Annotated in this window: 21 protein-coding genes; 10 read left to right on the top strand and 11 right to left on the bottom strand. The window is 61.0% G+C overall.

The genetic code is table 11. From position 1 onward, the window contains the following. Positions 1-80 precede the first annotated feature (80 nt). A complete protein-coding gene (locus tag A3709_RS08090; protein ID WP_066052787.1) occupies positions 81-470 on the top strand; it encodes a PPOX class F420-dependent oxidoreductase in 390 nt (129 codons plus the stop codon). Here A3709_RS08090 and A3709_RS08085 read toward each other — a convergent pair. Next, complete coding sequence (locus A3709_RS08085; protein WP_231871141.1) at positions 464-1,501, bottom strand: tetratricopeptide repeat protein; 1,038 nt, start codon at positions 1,499-1,501, stop codon at positions 464-466. The genes A3709_RS08090 and A3709_RS08085 overlap by 7 nt on opposite strands. Before the next feature lie 281 nt (positions 1,502-1,782). On the opposite strand from A3709_RS08085, the gene A3709_RS24810 reads away from it, so the two are divergent. Next, positions 1,783-1,914, top strand: a complete 132-nt coding sequence (locus tag A3709_RS24810; protein WP_255359728.1) for a hypothetical protein — start codon at positions 1,783-1,785, stop codon at positions 1,912-1,914. A 17-nt stretch (positions 1,915-1,931) separates the two neighbouring features. On the opposite strand, the gene A3709_RS08080 is transcribed toward A3709_RS24810, so the two are convergent. The 3 genes from A3709_RS08080 to A3709_RS08070 all read right to left on the bottom strand — a co-directional run bounded on the left by A3709_RS08080 (position 1,932) and on the right by A3709_RS08070 (position 4,265). After that, positions 1,932-2,561 carry a phosphoadenosine phosphosulfate reductase family protein gene (locus A3709_RS08080; protein ID WP_231871139.1) on the bottom strand — a complete coding sequence of 210 codons (630 nt, stop codon included), beginning with the start codon at positions 2,559-2,561 and terminating at the stop codon, positions 1,932-1,934. Between the two features lie 134 nt (positions 2,562-2,695). After that, a complete protein-coding gene (locus A3709_RS08075; protein ID WP_066052784.1) occupies positions 2,696-3,496 on the bottom strand; it encodes a ParA family protein in 801 nt (266 codons plus the stop codon). Between the two features lie 139 nt (positions 3,497-3,635). Further along, positions 3,636-4,265 carry an FKBP-type peptidyl-prolyl cis-trans isomerase gene (locus A3709_RS08070; RefSeq protein WP_066052781.1) on the bottom strand — a complete coding sequence of 210 codons (630 nt, stop codon included), beginning with the start codon at positions 4,263-4,265 and terminating at the stop codon, positions 3,636-3,638. Between the two features lie 81 nt (positions 4,266-4,346). On the opposite strand from A3709_RS08070, the gene A3709_RS08065 reads away from it, so the two are divergent. Next, positions 4,347-4,937 carry a DUF924 family protein gene (locus tag A3709_RS08065; protein WP_066052778.1) on the top strand — a complete coding sequence of 197 codons (591 nt, stop codon included), beginning with the start codon at positions 4,347-4,349 and terminating at the stop codon, positions 4,935-4,937. Further along, entirely contained in the window at positions 4,937-5,257 is a 321-nt protein-coding gene (locus tag A3709_RS08060; RefSeq protein ID WP_066052775.1) for a hypothetical protein, read from the top strand. Before A3709_RS08065 ends, A3709_RS08060 begins: the two co-directional genes overlap by 1 nt. Before the next feature lie 270 nt (positions 5,258-5,527). Here A3709_RS08060 and A3709_RS08055 read toward each other — a convergent pair whose 3' ends face one another. Continuing rightward, positions 5,528-6,112: an NUDIX domain-containing protein gene (locus tag A3709_RS08055; RefSeq protein ID WP_156507618.1), complete on the bottom strand. Its 585-nt coding sequence runs from the start codon at positions 6,110-6,112 to the stop codon at positions 5,528-5,530. A 108-nt stretch (positions 6,113-6,220) separates the two neighbouring features. On the opposite strand from A3709_RS08055, the gene A3709_RS08050 reads away from it, so the two are divergent. Beyond that, the gene (locus A3709_RS08050) at positions 6,221-7,516 is read left to right on the top strand and encodes a CinA family nicotinamide mononucleotide deamidase-related protein (RefSeq protein WP_066052768.1); all 1,296 of its coding nucleotides are present in this window, start codon (positions 6,221-6,223) and stop codon (positions 7,514-7,516) included. A gap of 35 nt (positions 7,517-7,551) precedes the next feature. Here the strand turns inward: A3709_RS08050 and A3709_RS08045 are convergent, their stop codons facing one another. Both A3709_RS08045 and pdxH read right to left on the bottom strand, forming a co-directional pair. Then, positions 7,552-8,016, bottom strand: a complete 465-nt coding sequence (locus tag A3709_RS08045; RefSeq protein ID WP_066052765.1) for a lipocalin-like domain-containing protein — start codon at positions 8,014-8,016, stop codon at positions 7,552-7,554. A gap of 11 nt (positions 8,017-8,027) precedes the next feature. Beyond that, complete coding sequence (gene pdxH, locus A3709_RS08040; RefSeq protein WP_082849986.1) at positions 8,028-8,663, bottom strand: pyridoxamine 5'-phosphate oxidase; 636 nt, start codon at positions 8,661-8,663, stop codon at positions 8,028-8,030. Between the two features lie 94 nt (positions 8,664-8,757). Between pdxH and A3709_RS08035 the strand changes: the two genes are divergently transcribed. Then, the gene (locus tag A3709_RS08035) at positions 8,758-9,390 is read left to right on the top strand and encodes an N-acetyltransferase (RefSeq protein WP_066052763.1); all 633 of its coding nucleotides are present in this window, start codon (positions 8,758-8,760) and stop codon (positions 9,388-9,390) included. On the opposite strand, the gene A3709_RS08030 is transcribed toward A3709_RS08035, so the two are convergent. Beyond that, the gene (locus A3709_RS08030; protein ID WP_066052760.1) at positions 9,362-9,925 is read right to left on the bottom strand and encodes a DUF4136 domain-containing protein; all 564 of its coding nucleotides are present in this window, start codon (positions 9,923-9,925) and stop codon (positions 9,362-9,364) included. The genes A3709_RS08035 and A3709_RS08030 overlap by 29 nt on opposite strands. Before the next feature lie 33 nt (positions 9,926-9,958). Next, complete coding sequence (locus tag A3709_RS08025) at positions 9,959-10,258, bottom strand: hypothetical protein (RefSeq protein WP_156507617.1); 300 nt, start codon at positions 10,256-10,258, stop codon at positions 9,959-9,961. 103 nt (positions 10,259-10,361) lie between these two features. On the opposite strand from A3709_RS08025, the gene A3709_RS08020 reads away from it, so the two are divergent. Beyond that, positions 10,362-11,609 carry a hypothetical protein gene (locus tag A3709_RS08020; RefSeq protein WP_066052754.1) on the top strand — a complete coding sequence of 416 codons (1,248 nt, stop codon included), beginning with the start codon at positions 10,362-10,364 and terminating at the stop codon, positions 11,607-11,609. Here the strand turns inward: A3709_RS08020 and A3709_RS23105 are convergent. Then, positions 11,511-11,978 (bottom strand): hypothetical protein, encoded by a 468-nt coding sequence (locus A3709_RS23105; protein ID WP_156507616.1) that lies wholly within the window; start codon positions 11,976-11,978, stop codon positions 11,511-11,513. The genes A3709_RS08020 and A3709_RS23105 overlap by 99 nt on opposite strands. Then, complete coding sequence (locus A3709_RS23100; protein WP_156507615.1) at positions 11,947-12,429, bottom strand: hypothetical protein; 483 nt, start codon at positions 12,427-12,429, stop codon at positions 11,947-11,949. The genes A3709_RS23105 and A3709_RS23100 overlap by 32 nt, the downstream gene beginning before the upstream one ends. On the opposite strand from A3709_RS23100, the gene A3709_RS23095 reads away from it, so the two are divergent. The 3 genes from A3709_RS23095 to A3709_RS08000 all read left to right on the top strand — a co-directional run bounded on the left by A3709_RS23095 (position 12,430) and on the right by A3709_RS08000 (position 17,679). Next, positions 12,430-12,846 carry a hypothetical protein gene (locus A3709_RS23095; RefSeq protein ID WP_156507614.1) on the top strand — a complete coding sequence of 139 codons (417 nt, stop codon included), beginning with the start codon at positions 12,430-12,432 and terminating at the stop codon, positions 12,844-12,846. Continuing rightward, on the top strand, positions 12,843-14,069 hold the full coding sequence (locus A3709_RS08010) for a hypothetical protein (RefSeq protein WP_231871133.1): 1,227 nt from the start codon (positions 12,843-12,845) through the stop codon (positions 14,067-14,069). The genes A3709_RS23095 and A3709_RS08010 overlap by 4 nt, the downstream gene beginning before the upstream one ends. 1,534 nt (positions 14,070-15,603) lie before the next feature. Continuing rightward, positions 15,604-17,679, top strand: a complete 2,076-nt coding sequence (locus tag A3709_RS08000) for a PEGA domain-containing protein (protein ID WP_066052744.1) — start codon at positions 15,604-15,606, stop codon at positions 17,677-17,679. Positions 17,680-17,692: the final 13 nt, after the last annotated feature.

The raw sequence follows: 17,692 nt of genomic DNA, 5'->3' as shown, positions 1-17,692 counted from the left end.
CGCCCCGGCACAATGGCGCTTTAATGGTCGCTTGGGCCAATTACTTTTGTCCGAAAACAAACTCCTAACAAGGGAAGAACGTGAGTAAAGAACAAATCAAACAACTGGAGGCAGGCAAATACGTGAGCTTTGCCACCCTGAAACGCTCCGGTGACTACGTGGCCACGCCCGTATGGTTTGCGCCGCTGAATGGCTACTACTACCTGTTCTCCGCCGAGGATGCCGGCAAGGTGAAACGGCTCCGCAATTTCAGCGAAGCGCGTCTGGCACCGTGTACTGTCTCAGGCAAACTCAAGGGCGAATTTATGGACACGCAGGCGTACCTGCTGGAGTCACCGGAAGATATCGACACGGCACTAAACGCCCTGCACAAAAAGTACGGCCTGAGCATGAAGATTACTGATTTCCTGTCGGGCCTGATGGGTAAGAAAGACAAGCGCGCCTATATACGCGTTGAGATCCCTCAGTAAACGGCCATTTGCGCCCGGTTGAGCTCATCGAGCTTAACCCGATAGAGCTCGCGTTCGCGCATGATTGACGACTTGTCCAGGGCCAGCTGCACATAGCGCATAGCGGCCTTGGGCTCGCTCAGCTTCTCATAGATCAGTCCCAGGCCAAATAACAGGTTGGCGTCTTCTGGCTGCAGCCCGACGGCGTACTGGTAGTGGTCACTGGCCTGCCGCCAGTCGCCCTCCTCCGCCGCCATATCGCCCAGCCAGGCGTGATAGTAGGGGTTGCGGTCGCGATACAGGTCCACCCGCTTTTCCCAATGCGCGCGCTTATCGGTATCGCCGGTGATCTGGTGCAGCACCAAGAGGTTATTCATCGCCGAACGCTCGGTGCTGTCGAGCTCCAGCGCCTGTAAATACGCCGCCTCCGCGGCATCGTATTGGCCGGCACGTCGATAGACTGCGCCAATATTCACCCACAGCTGGGGCATTTTCGGGGCCAGCTGCAGCGCACGCACGGCTTCAGCCCAGGCCATTTCCAACTCATCCCGATAGAGCGCATCCATGGCGATGTTGTTGTGATAGAGCGCCGCCGCATCCTGATCAGTCATTTCCTGAGAGCCGGCAAAGTCGCGCGAGGGAAGCGGGTCGATGTCCACCATGTAGCGCTCGTCACGGTTAATCTTCACCACGACATTCACATGCATGCGAACTGCAATGCGCTCGCCCATACGTGTCCATTGCGGCCTGACTTCCACCCACTGGTAGTTGGCATCCAGCCCCGCCTCGCGGGCCAGGGCCACGAACATGTTGGCATAAGACAGGCAGTTGGCGGTCTCGCGGTGGAACACCTCAATGGCGGTGCCTTCGGCAGCGGGGTCGTACTCCATACCGAGAATGGCAGGGCCGGATACCGCGCGGTGTAATGAGCGCAGCCGTTGGCGCCTGCCCATATCATCACCGGCATAGGTGGCCACAAACTCGCGCATGTCGTCATCGAGCGCCAGTAGATCCGGGGTCACCGCTGAGGAGACAGCCTCATCGACTGTCATCAAAGTGCCGGTGAGCTGGATAGGTTCCAGCTGCGATAATGACGGAGGGGCGGTCGTGCAGGCGGCTAGCAGGCTGGCACCAACTGCAAGAAACAGCCTTTTCCACCCTCTCGCGGGCGATAGCAGCCGAGTGTATTCATGCAGTGTTGGGCGCATACCAACCTCCACCGTCAGTATAGCGCAGCCGACTCCAGGGCATAGTTTTCTCGACAGCGGCGCCAAGCGCTGCTATCTCTATAGTTAGTCAACTCTTAGACAACAAAACCAACAGGAGTGAGAGCATGACCCAACACCTACTCGAAGATGACACTCAGGCGGATCGCCAGGCCCTGCGCACGCTAGGCATCATCATGATTGGCTTTACGATTGCCACCATCGTGCTGATCGTCGGCGTGAGAATGTTTGTGGTTTAAGCCCCGACTAAGCGCGATTACGCCGCGGTGTGCAAACCGCACTCGCGGCCGTCGTGTACCTTGGTGGGATCGAAGTAGTGACGACAGGTGGGCAGCTCTAAACGCTCCATGTAATCCTCTACATCGTCATCTGACCAGTTGAAAATAGGGGCCACCTTGATGATGCCCCGGTTGTCTATCGACACAATGTCGAGGGTTTTTCTGTGCTCGGTTTCTTCGCGGCGGATGCCTGTGAGCCAGATCTCTGGCTTGAAAGTGTCTAGCGCCCGGGCAAACGGCTCGAGTTTCACCTGACGGGTGAATTCCTGATGACGCTCTTCCTCATCCACTGTGGGTACGCCGCCCATAATGGCGTTGCGGCGCTCTGAGGTCATGAGCGGCGAAAACACATGCATGTTGAGATCGAGCTGCTGAATCAGGCGCTCGGCCACCACGTAGGTGTCGCGCAGGTTGTACCCGGAGTCTACCCAGACCACCGGCACATTCTTGTCCTGTTCACTAACCAGATGCAGCATCACCGCGGCGTTCTTACCCATGCTGGTGGTGGAGATGGTGGGCACCTGTAAATCCAGCGCCCAGCGCACAATCTCCGCGGCGCTCTTGTCGCGCAGGGAAGCGTTTACACTGTCCAGATCCAGATCCAACACGGGGAATTCGCTCGAAATAGTCGAGGGAAAGAACTTTAAAGAATCAATACGGCGCTTACAAATAACCGAAATTTATATACATATTCCCCAACCCCATGGGGTCCGGTCTTATTTTTCTCAGACAGGCGACCTGCTCAGGCAGCAGCCACCGAGGGGGAGTTCTCAAGCTCGGCGTGTAAATCCAGAAACTGGCCCGTGAGCTTGTGGCTGGGCGCAAGATCGATCAGCGGCCGGTGTTCGCGGTGTGACTCTTTCATTTTCACTGAGGTGTTGAGGTAGGTGTCAAATACCGGATAACCCTCGTCCTCAAGCTCAGCCACCAGCTCGCCTGGCAGGCGAGCTTGGGAGTTGAACTGATTGATCACAATGCCTTCAACTACCAGCTCGGGATTGTGGTCCTCCTGCAGCTCGGCCATGTTGTCCATAAGCGAGTACAGAGATTGCCGGGCAAAGCTGTCGCAATCGAAAGGCACCAGCACAGAATCTGCCGCGATCAGTGCGGACTTCGAGTAAAAGTTGAAATTGGGCGGCGTGTCGATATAAATCCGGTCGTACTCATCCACCAGCTTGTCCAAGGCGTCGCGCAGCTTGTAAATTTTGTAGCGCGATTCCAGCTCCTTCTCCATGTCGGAAAGCACCGGACTAGAGGGCATCAGGAATAGATTTTCGTACGGAGTTTCCCAGACGAACGAATCCGGGTTTTTCTGCATGCGCCGCGAGCCCACGGTTTGCTTGAACAGCCCTGCAACGCCCTGCGCTTCCGCGGGGAAAGCCTCAGCGTCAATTTCGCCCACCAGGTAGTGGGTGGTGTTGCCTTGAACGTCGAGGTCCAGCACCAGCGTGCGATAGCCCATGTTGGCACTGATGGCCGCGAGATTACAGGTAATGCTGGTCTTGCCGACCCCGCCTTTCTGGTTAAAAACAACGCGTCGCATGGCTGGAAACCGCTCTCTGGTCACACTGGTAAGAAGAGACCAGTGTAAGCGAAACCACGGGGTCAGGTCTCTAATTTCTGAGAAATTTAAGACCTGACCCCAGGGTTGTCTGAGAAAAACGAGACCTGACCCCGTGGGGTTATTTGATGTCGATGAGGTGGATTTCGAAGACAAGGGCGCTGTTGGGGGGGATGGAGCCGCCGGCGCCGGCTTCGCCGTAGGCGAGCTTGGGGGGGCAGGCGATGCGCCACTTGTCGCCCACAGACATCATTTGCAGGGCTTCGGTCCAGCCGGGGATGACCTGGTTGACGCCGAATTCGGCGGGCTCGCCACGCTCTACGGAGCTGTCGAACACGCGGCCATCAGGGAAGGTGCCGTGGTAGTGGGTGACAACCGTCGCCGCAGCGCTGGGCTTGGCGCCGCTGCCGGTTTCCAGTACTTCCCACTGCAGGCCGCTGTCGGTAACGCTGACTTCGTCGCGCTCGGCGTTGCGCTTGAGGAATTCCTCGGCCAGGGCCAGGTGCTTGCTGGCCTGCTCGGCTTCAGCGGCCTTGGCCTTGTCCTGGATGCGCTGGAACGCGGGGTTCAGTTCGGCGTCGCTCATGGCGGTTTCGCCGTTCACGTACCAGTGACGGATGGCCGCACATACGGCGTCCACGTCCAGGCCTTCAAAGGCGTTGCGCTTGAGCTGGTCGCCAAACTGCAGGCCAAAACCGTAACTTACTTTCTGCTCATCGGTGGCCAGTTCCACCTCGGGTTGTAATGCCATGGGAAATTTCCGCTATGCTGTTCAAAAAAAGGACGCGCAATTTACCACATCAGACCCGCCGCGTCTGGCAGGAGCAGCGCTATGACTGACAGCATCGAAGCGATCCACCAGTACTGGTTTGGCGACCTCGACGAATACGGCATGGCCGATGCCAGCCGCAACAAGTTGTGGTTTCAATCCACCCCCGAGGATGACGAGCGCTGCCGCGCGCTGTTTGGCGAACTGGTGGAGACTGCACTGGAAGGCGGGCTAAGCGAATGGGAAAGCTCCGACCGGGGCGTGATTGCGCTGATCCTGCTGCTGGACCAATTCACCCGCACCTTCTTTCGCGGCGACGCCCGGGCTTTTGCCGGCGATGCACGCGCCCTGGCCCTGGCCCAGCACCAGATCGCCCACGGCCACCATCAACGCATGCCTGCGGCCCATCAGGTGTTTCTGTTCCTGCCGCTGGAGCACAGCGAGGATCTGGACTTACAGGAAGAGTGCGTGGAGCTCTTTGCCGAGCTGGAAGCCATTACCGGCATGGAGGCCATGGCCGGCTACAGCCGCTTCGCGGTGGCACACCGGGATGTGATTGCCCGTTTCGGCCGTTTCCCACACCGCAACGCTGTGCTCGGCCGGGAATCCACCCCCGAGGAGCAGGCACACATGAACACCCACGGAGGCTTTTAATGAGCCTCTTGCTCGCCCTGCTGGCCCTCACAGCCAGCTCCGCGGCAGCCCAGCCCAAACCGCTGGATTACGAGGCCTCGGCCGCCCACCGCCAATTCGATTTCTGGGTGGGGCACTGGGAGATTAAAAACGCCATAGGCCAACTGGCCGGCCATAACCGAATTGAAAAGGTGCAGAAAGACTGTGCTTTGCGCGAGTACTGGTCTAGCGCCGGTGGCGGCAGCGGCGAAAGCCTCAACTACTACCACCCGGAACGGGTCAAAGGCACCAGCTATGGCTGGACGCCGGCTACAGCATCATCGATATCAGTGGTGGGCTGATCGAGGACAGCATGGTGCTGGAAGGCACGATCTTTTATCTCGAAGCCGAGCAACGCCACCCCTTCCGCGGGCGCTGGACGCCACTGTAGGACGGCGGGGTGCGGCAATTTTGTGAGCAGCAGGATGACAGCGGTCAGTGGCAGCCGTGGTTTGAGGGTTTCTACCAGAAAGTAGCGCTAGGGGCCGAGTCAGAGTAGCCGGAGTTAGCGCCACCACGGCGGCAGCTGTAAGCACACTGCGGGCCGGCGAGCCGGGCGCTAAACCTTAGGCTCAGCGCCCGGACTGCGACACCGACCAGAAGTCATATCGCCCCTCGGTCATCTCCGCCTGCCAGACATCGAAGCGGCCGCTATCGAGGTCGTCATAGGCCTGAACGATGGAGTCATTCACCTCGGGGTAGGCCACCTCGCTCCAGGGACAGTCGCGCCGCGAGAAGAATGCGCAGGCCTCGGATTCAGGGCCCGGCGCACAATAATCAGTATCCACCCGGGCACGAAACGCCACGAACACCTGGTTGATAAAGGTGATAGTGCCGGTCATGTAGAGCTGTAGCTGATCGGCGGGCAACAACACGCCAGACTCCTCGTGCAGTTCGCGCGCGGCGGCACCGGCGAGGGTTTCACGCTGTTCCATGAACCCGCCGGGAATCGCCCAGCGCCCAAGCTGGGGTTCAATGCCGCGCTGCACCCATAGCAGGCGGTCCTCGTAGGCGACAAACGCCGTCACCACAATCATCGGGTAGTCATAGTGGCGCTGGCCACAACCGGTGCACTTCCAATGGTTGCGCTGCTCTCCACCGACCACATTGCGGGCAAGGCTTGCGCCGCAGCTGGGGCAGTATCGGTTGCCGGGCAAAACCAGATCTCGCTGTGTTCAATAGACGTCACATCAAAATAGCACTTTGCCCCGATGAAAGCATTGGCGCTATGCTTGCCCCGCAAACGATTAGCCAGGTATTTCAATATGACAAACCAGCCTCCCCGCGTGCAGTTGCTGCTCACCGGCAACGAGATCATGAGCGGCGATACGGTGGATTCCAATTCAGCCATGATCGCCCAGCGGCTGGCGACGCTCGCCATGAGCGTGTATCGCAAAGTCACCGTCGGCGACGACGTCGCCCTGCTCAAAGGCGAACTGGCCTATATGACTGAGCACGCTGATCTGGTCATCGTCAACGGCGGCCTGGGCCCCACTGTGGATGACCTGACCGCGGAGATCCTCGCCGATGTTGCCGGCGTGCCCATCGCTGAACACCCGACGGCCGTGGCCCACCTCGAACAATGGTGCGCAGGCCGCAACCTGGCGCTGAATACCGCCAACCTGAAACAAGCCATGCTGCCGGCCGGCTGTGAGATCGTCGACAATCCCATCGGCAGCGCCGTCGGCTTTGCACTGGAGATCAACGGTTGCCGGGTCATCTGCACGCCGGGCGTGCCCAGTGAACTCGCAGCGATGATGGACATCATCCTCGACCAGCTCGCGGCTGCGCAGGACACACCGGTGGAGCACGACATTCTGCGCCTGCAGACCTTCGGCCTGGGCGAATCCTCGGCCCAACAAATCATTGCCGACAACATCCCGGACTGGCCCGCCGAGGTAGAGCTGGGGTTTCGGGCCGGCGCACCGCAAATGGAAATCAAGCTCACGGTGAGCCGCAGCACTGACCTGCCCGCCCGCCAACGATGTCGCGAGCAGCTGGAAAGCCTGTTCGGTGAGCACATTATCGGCGAGGGCGACACCCTGCTGGCGGAGCGGGTATTGGAATTGCTGGCAGATCGCGGCCAGACCCTGACCACGGCCGAATCCTGCACTGGCGGCCTGATCGCCTCGATGCTCACCAGGATTCCCGGATCGTCAGCGGGCTTTCACGCCGGGTTTGTCACTTACGCCAACGACATCAAGGCATCGGTGCTTGGGGTGGATGAAGCAACGCTGGCGACAAAAGGCGCCGTCAGTGAAGCAGTCGTGAGAGACATGGCCAAAGGCGCGCTGGCGCGCAGCGGCGCCAACTACGCCATTGCCGTGTCCGGCATCGCCGGCCCCGATGGGGGCAGCGAGGAAAAACCGGTAGGCACGGTGTGGCTGGCCTGGGGACGCGAAGATAACATCCGCACCCGCTGCCTGTGCTGGCCGGTGGAGCGCACCCTGTTTCAAACCATGGTAGCCGCCGCGGGCCTGGATATGATTCGGCGCATGCTGCTGGGCATCGACAGTGAACCGCGATACTTCCGTCAGCGCAGCACCAAAGCCCAGGCCTAGCGCTCAACCAGGGGGCTATCTCTCCCGCGGGGGCGCTATCCCTCCAGCGGGGGCGCTTCCGCGGTGGGCACCGTGCGGTGCCACACCAGAGAGTGGAAGCGAACGACGTCACCCACCTGGTCTTTGCCCGACAGCACCAGGGTCTGACCATCGAGCTCGGCGTGGCGCAGCTGCTCCGTACCGGGAAAGTCGGGATTGAGACTCTGGGTCACGTAGTGAATCACATCGCCATCGCGCACCCGGTAACGTCCCGCATAGTGAAAATACGAGGAGAACGCTTCCGCCTTGAGGGCGTCGGGAATCTTCCGGTAGGGCACATCTTCTGGCAGTCCGTCGCGCTCGTGGCGGGCAATGGATGCGCTCATCCAACCATCATTGGCGTATACCAGCAGGCCTCGGGGCTCTTCGCCGTAGGGATAGCTGAAGACATCCCGGTCGGAATAACCAATCGTCCAAGACTCAAGCTCCCAGGTGCCTATCAGGTCGTCTCTACTAATCATGGTGTCTGCCCTCAGGGCTGCAATTGTTCAATAGACCAGCCGTCGCCGTCGCGGCTGTACAGGAAGCGGTCGTGGAGGCGGTGCTCCCCGCCCTGCCAGAACTCGATGCGCTCGGGGACAATCCGGTAGCCACCCCAGAAATCGGGCACGGGTATTTCGCCACTGGCGAACTTATCCTTGAGCACCTGCACCTGCTTTTCCAGCATGGCCCGGGCCGACACCGGCCGGCTTTGGCGCGATGCCCAGGCTGCGATCTGGCTCTCCCGGGGTCGGCTCATAAAATACGCGGCAGATTCAGCCACGGTTATTTTTTCAGCGGTGCCGGTGGCGATGACCTGCCGATCAATTTCATTCCAGGGGAACAACAGCGACACGCGAGGGTTGGCAGCTATGGCCTGGGCCTTGTTACTGCCGTAATTGGTGTAGAACACAAAGCCGCCCCGGGACAGCCCCTTGAGCAGCACAATCCGCTGCCAGGGCATGCCCTTGGCATCAATGGTGGACAACACCATGGCCGTGGGGTCTTCAAGTTCGGCACGCACCGACTGCTCCAGCCACTGCTCAAACTGCTTGATCGGACAGGCATTGAGCATGTCGCGGCTCAGCCCACCCGCGGTGTATTCCCGCCTGTAATCCTCGTAATGCAATGGAGATTCCTGCTACGCTGCGTCCAGTAAATAAAGGCCCCGAATCGGGGCCAACATAGTAGCCCCACAATCCCGCAGAGGCAAAGCACCCGCTATGGTCAGCGCACCGCATATTATCGACGGCACCGCCGGCGAACAGGCCCGCATGGCCGACGCCCTGGCCGACTCCTTCAGCACCGACCCGGTGATGAACTGGGTCATGCCCGCCCCCGATATCTACCCCGGATTTTTCCGCCGGATTATCCAGGACATCTTTCTGCCCAGGGGGATCTGTCACCTCGACGACGCCGACCGCGGTGCGGGTTTGTGGCTACCGCCTGGAGAAAAATTCGACCTGAAACCCAGCGCGGGGCTTGTCGCGCTGGTTGCGAAACTGTTACTGAAGTCAGGCCTGGCGCCCATACGCCGCATTCCCCAGCAGGCCGCCGTGTTCGACAAATACCACCCCAAGGCACCGCATTATCATTTGCTCTTCGTCGGCGCACGGCAAAACTGCCAGGGCCAGGGTGTGGGTTCAGCACTGATCAAACAGGGCCTGCGCATTGTCGATGATGCGGGCATGCCGGCGTATCTGGAAAGCTCTAACGAACGCAATGTGCCGCTCTATGAACGACACGGATTTGAAGTGATTGGTGAGGAAAGCCTGCCCGGGGATGGACCCCGGGTCTGGTTTATGTGGCGCGAGGCGCGCCCGGTAACTACTTCGGCGGGAACTCCGCGAGGATAGCCTGAGCTGCTTCGGCACGACGCGCGGCAGACTCAGCGGAAGCCGGATCCGGGTTGGACTGCAGCCGAGATTCGAGCACCGAGCGCCACACCGAGCGGCTGCGTTCGGGATCGATCATGTCGACGATAAACGTACCCTGGGTGTACTGGCGCACACTCACATCGGACACGCTGGGGCCGCAACGCCAACAATTGTAGTAACTCATGCTGTTATAGGTACGCACATCGGTGCGCTCCTCGGTGACAAGATGCCAGGTCAGGTACAAGTCCGCGTCAGCGTTGTCATCCACTACCTTGAAACCGCGGCGGGTCAATTCATCCGCGAGAGCGCCGTCGATGCGCGACACCTGCATATCGCTGATATTGATCGCGCCCAGACCGACCCGGTCTACGGGCTGAGGGGCAATGCTCTTCGCATCACTGAAATCGAAGTTGTCATCGAAATCCATGGTGGGTTCGAAGGCGGTGGTACTACAGGCACTGACAAGGGCGAGTACGGTCAGAGCGCCCAGCGTTCGCAGACTGCGTTTGATCATAGGTTCATCCTCAAAGTTGGAGGAGCATTATAGTCAATCACTCGTACTGGGGACCACCGGCGCCCGGCCCATGTAAAGTGGCAACTGTGGAAACGGATAAAAACTGCGCCAGTCGGCGCCGAGCTCATCGGCCAGGCTGCTCCCCCGGGTCGCTTGACTGGTCGTCTCCAGCAGCGCATCCAGGGCAACAGGATCTGCGGCGCCTACCAGCACAGCGGCTTCCATCATACCCTCCGCGCGCAACCGGGCGGATGGCGCGACATCTTCGCCGCGCGCCAGCGCGGTGAACAGCTGTTGCCAGCGCTGCTGCAACTCCTCGAGCAAATTGTCCACGTTTCCCTCCATGCCGAGCCTTCCGAAGGCGTCTATAGTATATATACTTGCTTGAAGTTTAATAAGAGATCCACACGGCGCGAACTCGCCGTAAACAACGTTTATGTACCCAGCGCCAATCACTGCGGTCCTGTTGCGCGCCCTGCTGCTGGCTCCGCTGGCCAGTGGCATGTCCCTGGTGGCAACAGCGTCGCCCGAAGCAGTGTCGGCCACAGCCGAACCGGTTAGTGGTGAGCCGGTGCTGCGCGTCAGCCGCGCCAGCGGAGAGAACTTCCGTGCAGCCATTGCCGCCCTGGAATCTGCCGGTGGCGCCTACGCCTCGGAACTCCCCGAACAACTTCTCAGCCTGGGACTCACTCTGCAACAGCAAGGCGATCACGCCGATGCTGTCGAGGTATTCCGCCGCGGCGTACATCTGAACCGGATCAACAACGGTCTCTACAGCGGTGCCCAGGTGGCGCTACTGCAACAGGAAATTATCAGCCTGATGGCCATGGGAGACTATGCCAAGGCCGATGAGCGCCAGCACTACATGTATCGGGTGCAGATGCGCAGCATGGACAAGGGCCTGGATCGCTCGCAGGCTTTCATTCAGCAGGCACAGTGGCAATACAATGCCTATCAGCTGGAGCTGGGCGATGTGCCGTACCTGCGCATCATGAGTATGTGGGACTTGTACCGCCTGGCCCTGAACGACATTATCAAGGTACAGGGCCAGCAGTCGGCAGCGCTGCTGGAACCCCTGGAAGGCATGTTGTTGGCCCAGTATCTGATTAGCGGGACCCAGACCGGCAGCAACTCCCAATCCCAGGACCTGAATATCAAACAGCAATACGCCAGCAACCGTTTTTACCGCTACCAGCGAGAGAGCTACAAGCGCGGTCGCGCCGTCATCCAGGCCATTTACGACTTGCAGTTGTCTCTCTATGGAGAAGACAGCCCGCAAGTGACCAAGACCCAGGTAATGATGGGCGACTGGATGCTCTGGAACGGTGAAAAGGAAGCCGCGTGGCAAACTTACCAGGAGGTCACCGCGGAACTTGTTGCTCAGGGCGCTGACCAAGCCAATATAGAAGCGGCGTTTGCAGAGCCCGTAGCGCTGCCCAACTACGAGGGCGTACACCCCCTTCCGCCGACAGTGCCGGCTGGGGAAAGTGCGGTAGAACTGGCCTTCACAGTGACGGCGGACGGCAAGGTACGCAACCTTGAGCGCGTAGACAGCAACGAGCTCAACAACGCACGCGCCAATAAATTAATGCGCAAATTGCGCAAAACCCGGTTCCGCCCACAATTGGCCATGGGTGAGCCTATCGACACACAAAGGGTGCTGCGATCCTATGACATTCAGTGACGCATCAGGGAACACCCGCAACGCACTGCACCGCGCCAGCCTGTGTGCTGCCGTGACGGCCGCCTGTTTGATGCTGGCTGGCTGCCCCAGTGCCAGCACCCCCACTACACCTTCCGGCAGTCCTAGTTCCAGCTCCAGTTCGAGTAGCAGTTCCAGCTCAAGTTCCAGTAGCAATTCCAGCTCAAGCAGCAGTTCCAGCTCAAGTTCAAGCTCCAGCAGCAGTTCCGGAAGCTCCGGCTCCAGCGGGTCCAACGCAAGCAGTGCGAGCGCTCCCGGCAGTAGCAGCCCGGGTGGCGCAAGCGGCGCTTCGTCCTCTTCCGGTAACAGTGCCAGCCGTTCAGGCAGTGGCAGTACGAGCAGCAACGGCACGTCTGGCGGCGCCAACGGCGGCGATGGCAGCGAATCGGGTGATGGCGGTGAATGGTGGGGCAGAGGCACTGGCGGCGGTGACAACGGCCTCGAGGGGCAGGCGGGCAGCGTCGGCGAGAACGGCGGCCAGACGGGCGGCAGTGGTGCCGAGCCGGGCTTTGAAAATGGTGACGGTGCCGGGCTGCCAAGTATGGAAGACGTGCCCAGCATGGAAGACAGTGTCGCCAGCGGCAATGCTGCCGGCAACGGCGGCCAGGGCCAGCAGGTCGGCCGCGAAGGACAAGGCGAAGGCCAGGGCAATGGCAGCGGCGGAAGCAATCCCGGCCAGGGTCAGGGCGGCGGCACCGCAGGCAGTGCTGGCGCCATCCCAGGCGTGATCCCAGGAGTGATCCCCGGTGTTATTCCGGGCACGGGTGCAGGCACCGGTGGCCCGATAACGCCTGCTGAGCAAGTGGCTATTCTCGACGCCCAACTGGAAGCAGGTACCGGTGACTTCGACGCCATGATTCTGGAAGAGCAGGATCGGCAACGCTCCGCCACGCGCAGCAGCACGCCAACCAGCACCACTGATGCCAGCGAACAAAGCGCCGGCGGCAGCGGCGGCTACGGCGGCCTGGACACGCGCTACCCTGGTGGCGAAGTGGCCGATGCATCCAGCACCTACGGCGGCGGCATGGGTGGTATTGGCGGCGGACAACCCATGCCAGAGAATACCGCTCGCTTCCCACCGCCAGAGGACATCCCCTCGGGCGATGACGACGACGTGGTTGCTCGCCAGTTACGCGAGGCCGCAATGCGTGAAGCCGACCCCGCAGTGCGCGAAAAACTTTGGGACGAGTACCGCAAGTACAAGGGCATTTCACAGTGAGTGACAAATGCATCTGGCGCTGCAGCCCCACCGTCGTCCTGCTGACCAGTGTGTGCCTGCTCGCCGCCGGCTGCGTCAGCCAGACGGTGAAGAGCACCTCGGTTCCGCCGATTAATTCGCCCACCGAAACCGTCGCAGACGCGTTGCTGCTGGACGTGGGTATTGCGGTGTTTGACCCGGGCCTTGACGAAGTACCCGACGACGACGAGCAACCGGTCTACACCGAAGTGCGCAAGGCGGAAGCCCGCTTCATGCCTAACCAGGTGGCGCAAGCCATGCAACAAAGTGGTGCCTGGGGCGCGGTACGCGTGGTTCCAGACCCTGAGCGCGTATCCGATCTCTCGGTGCACGGTACAATTCTGCACTCCGACGGCGAACGGATTGAGCTGCAAATTCAGGCGATAGACTCACGGGGCTATGAGTGGCTCGACAAACGCTACGAGTCCCACGCCAGCAGTTACGCTTACCGCACCACCACGCGCAGCACCAATGATCCTTTTCAGGCGGTGTACAACACCATCGCCAACGACCTGTTACAGGCACTGCAAGAGTTACGCGACATCGACCGCCAGAACGTGCGCCTGGTCAGTGAGCTGCTGTTTGCCCAGGACTTTTCCCCAGAGGCCTTTGAGGGCTATCTGGCGCGCAATCCCAAGGATGTTTATCTGGTCATGCGCCTGCCCGCCGACAACGACCCGATGCTGGAACGAGTGCGCACGATTCGCGAGCGAGACCACATGTACATCGACACTATGCAGGCCTACTACGACAGCTTTGGCGAGGAGATGCTCGGCCCCTACGACGAGTGGCGCCGCCTCAGCTATGAGGAAGTCATCGCCATGCAGGAACTGCGCGCCGAGAGCCGCCGGCGTCTGATCGCCGGCGCGGTCGCAGTGGCCGCTGGTATTGCCGGCGCTGCCAACTCCGACAGTTATGAGCAGGCCGCAGCCAGTAACGTCGCCATTATCGGTGGCGGTTACCTGCTCAAGAGCGGTCTGGAAAAACGTAACGAAGCGCAAATCCACGTGCAGGCCCTGGAAGAAGTGGGCATGTCACTGGAATCGGAAATCACCCCCCAGGTGATTGAACTAGAGGACCGTAGCATCACACTGCAGGGCAGTGTGGACGACCAGTACGCCCAGTGGCGCTCGCTGCTGGCAGAAATTTACGCCACAGAGATTGGCAACCTGGAACAACCCGAAGCGTCAGCTGATACACTCTAGTTTTTCGACTGTCTCACTGAATGTCTGCGAATAACGAGCAACTCAAGCCCACTCCCTTTGACGTCGCCCCCACGGCGACGCCGGACAGCGCGCCGAAGACGACCACCCCGAGCTGGATGCTACCTGCATTGGGAGGGTTATTGCTGCTCGCCACGATTGTGGTGTTCTGGTTACCCAGTGCAATCACCCCCACCGCCCCGGAGCCACTGCCCACTCAGGAAACACCCGCCCGCACGGCCACCAGCGGCCCCGTCCCCGCGGATACCTCCGGCGACCCGCCGCCCTCGCCCTGGTCCGATGCTCAGGATGCGAAACTGCGCAAGGCCGCCCAGGATGTGCTCGCCGAATTACTGGATATTCAGTTCGAGCTCGAGGAGCGCGGTGTGGCCCAATGGGCCGGAGAGGAATTCGCTGCCGCCAACGCCACGGCACTGGAGGGTGACGAGCTTTACCGGCAGCGCGAGTATGAGCAGGCGACCGCTCGCTATCAGCAGGGGTTGGAGCAGCTGCAAGCCATCAACAACGGTATTGGCGAGCGCGTCGATGCGCTACTGGCCCAGACAGAGGAGGCGCTGCAANCCGGCACCGCCGATGACGTCGACACCGCACTAGCGCTGGCAACCCTGATTGAACCGGAGAACGCCGCCCTGCCGGTACTGGCACAGCGGGCCGCCAATTACCCCGAGCTATTGCAACACCTGGCCACGGCGGCGGAGGCCGAAGCCAACGGCGATCTCGCACTGGCTCAGGCGAGCCTCAGCCAGGCCAACAACCTGGACGCCGCCCACTTGCGGGCAGAAGCCGAACTGGCCCGGGTCACCGAGGCGTTCACCACCGAGCAATTCAATGCCGCCATGAGTGAGGGCTACGCGGCGCTCGACAGCGCCAAATTCAAGCGCGCAAGGGACCGTTTCCGGCAGGCCGCCCAGCTACGACCGGGCTCCAGCGAAGCCAGCAGTGCCCTGCAGGAATTAGCCGGCGCGGAGCAAAGCGCATCGCTGGTGCAACTGCAGCGTGACGGCGCGCGCTTCGAAGCAAACGAAAACTGGCAACAGGCCCTGGCCAGTTATCAGCGCGCCCTTGGCATCGACAGCAACGTCAGCTATGCCAGCGAAGGTGCCAGCCGCGCCGCCGCCCGAGCCGAGCTGGACAAGCAACTCAGCGCCGTCATCGATGCGCCGGAGCGGCTCGCCGATATTGCCGTGGCCAGGGACAGCGCCGTGCTGCTCGAAGACGCCCGCGCCGCAACGCCGCAGGGGCCGGTGCTCGAGCAACAAATCGCTACGCTCGACAAACTACTGCGCCTGGCCAATACAGAAGTGGATGTCACACTGACCTCCGACGGCGAGACCGAGGTAATTGTTTACAAGGTGGCGCGGCTGGGCAAATTTCAGCAACAACAGCTCACGCTGCGCCCCGGTACGTATACCATCAGAGGCAGTCGCAATGGCTTTCGCGACGTTCTGGAAAAAATCACCATTACCCCCGATGGCCCTGAAGGAACCATTCTCATTGCCTGTCAGGAGCCCATTCTTTGAGCGAGCGCAACGACCCCATTCAACCGGCCAGCATCACACCGAGTGCGTTTGAACCCCTCGATGCCGCCGCACCCGCTGCACCCACCGAGCGCAATACCCGGCGCTGGATTCTGGGTGGGGCGGCGCTGCTGTTCGGTCTGCCCATGGCGTTTCTGTTCAGTTCACGCTCACTGGAAGTGGTGGTTGAAGCACAAGTGCCGGCCGAGGTGAGCGTCTCCGGCCTGGCCGTTCCCTTTGGCGACCGCTATCTGTTGCGCCCCGGCCAGCACCAGGTATCGGCCACCGCCCCCGGATACCACCCCCTAACCACCAAGATCACCGTGGGCGACGAGGCCAGCCAGCGCACAACGCTGGTACTCGCCCCGCTCCCCGGGCTGGTTACGATCACCACCCAACCGCCCGGCGCCACTGTCATCCTCGATGGTGAGCCCCTCGGGATAACACCGCTCGAAGCGCTACCGATCGAAGCCGGACCACACCAACTGCTGTTCGAAGCCCCCCGCTATTTGCCGGTAACCCGTGACCTTGAAGTGAACGGCCGCAATAACGCTCAGCAGCTCAGCGTTGCCCTCGCACCGGCCTGGGCGACATACCACGTCAACTCTGAACCACCTGGAGCTGACATTTTGGTCGACGGCGAGGCCCAGGGGCAGACCCCGGCCACAGTGGAGATTATTCAGGGCCAGCGGGAAATCACCCTGCAAAAACCCGCCTTTGCACCCTGGCGCCAGGCGCTGGAGGTCACGGCGGAGGCAGACAAGGATCTTGGCACTATTACCCTGACACCCGCCGCAGGCATTCTCAGCCTCAACAGCACGCCCAGTGGCGCCAATGTCACCATGAACGGCGAATTCCAGGGTCAGACGCCACTGGAGCTGACGATTGCCCCGGGCCGCAGCCATCGAATTGCCCTGTCCAAGCCCGGCTATGGGCGCAGCACTGAGACCATTGAGCTGGCTGCCGCGCAAACCGAATCGCGCACCGTCGTGCTCAAGGCGAAGACTGGCGATGTGAAGTTCAGCATCGCTCCGGCGTCGGCCGAACTGCGCGTCAATGGACGGCTCGTCGGCAAGGGGAGCCGCACGCTGGCTCTGCCGGCCGTGGCCCATCGCATTGAAGTCTCGCTGCCGGGCTATGCCGCACAAAGCCAACAGGTCACGCCCCGCCCCGGGCTGCTGCAGAAAGTGGCGATCACCCTGCAAACTGAGCAACAGGCGAGACTGTCGCGCAACAAACCCGAACTGGAAAACTCCGTGGGCCAGACCTTGCTGTTATTCGATCCGCAGGCATCGGCCATGGGTGACTTCACCATGGGGGCATCGCGGCGCGAAGCGGGCCGGCGAGCCAATGAGGTATTGCACCCGGTATCACTGCAGCGCATGTTTTATCTGCAAACCACCGAGGTCACCAACGCCCAGTTCCGCGAATACCAGGCCGATCACAAATCCGGCCAGATCGAGGGCAACAGCCTCAACCGCAACGATCAACCCGCCGTGGCCCTGAGCTGGCAACAGGCTGCCTCGTTCTGTAACTGGTTGAGTAAACGTGAAGGCCTGCCGCCCTTTTACCGCGAGAACCAGGGCATTATCACCGGCTTTAACCCCTCCTCTACCGGCTATCGCCTGCCCACCGAAGCGGAGTGGTCCTGGGCGGCACGCACCTACAAAGGTACACTGCTGAAGTTCCCCTGGGGCGATGCCTTTCCGCCGCCTGCCACCGCCGAGAACTACGCGGACAACACCTCAGCCTATGTCACGGGGCGGATCCTCAATGGCTATAAGGATGGCTTTGTGGTGAGCGCGCCGGTGGGTTCCTTCAAACCCAACCATCGCGGCCTGTACGATCTGGGTGGCAATGTGGCGGAATGGGTCCACGATGTGTACAGCATTCCCAGCGCCGATGGCGCGACCAGCACCGATCCGCTGGGGGCACAGACCGGTGACAACTACGTAATTCGCGGCGCCAGCTGGTCGCACAGCCGCATCGGCGAACTGCGTTTATCTTATCGCGACTACGGCGCCGGTGGGCGTGACGATGTGGGCTTCAGGGTGGCGCGCTATGCGGATGAGTAGCGCACGTTTTACA

The sequence above is a fragment of the Halioglobus sp. HI00S01 genome, assembly GCF_001635445.1.
Classification (GTDB): Bacteria; Pseudomonadota; Gammaproteobacteria; order Pseudomonadales; family Halieaceae; genus Halioglobus; species Halioglobus japonicus.
The sequence above is the reverse complement of the archived record's forward strand: the minus strand, read 5'-3'. Positions and strand labels throughout refer to the sequence as shown.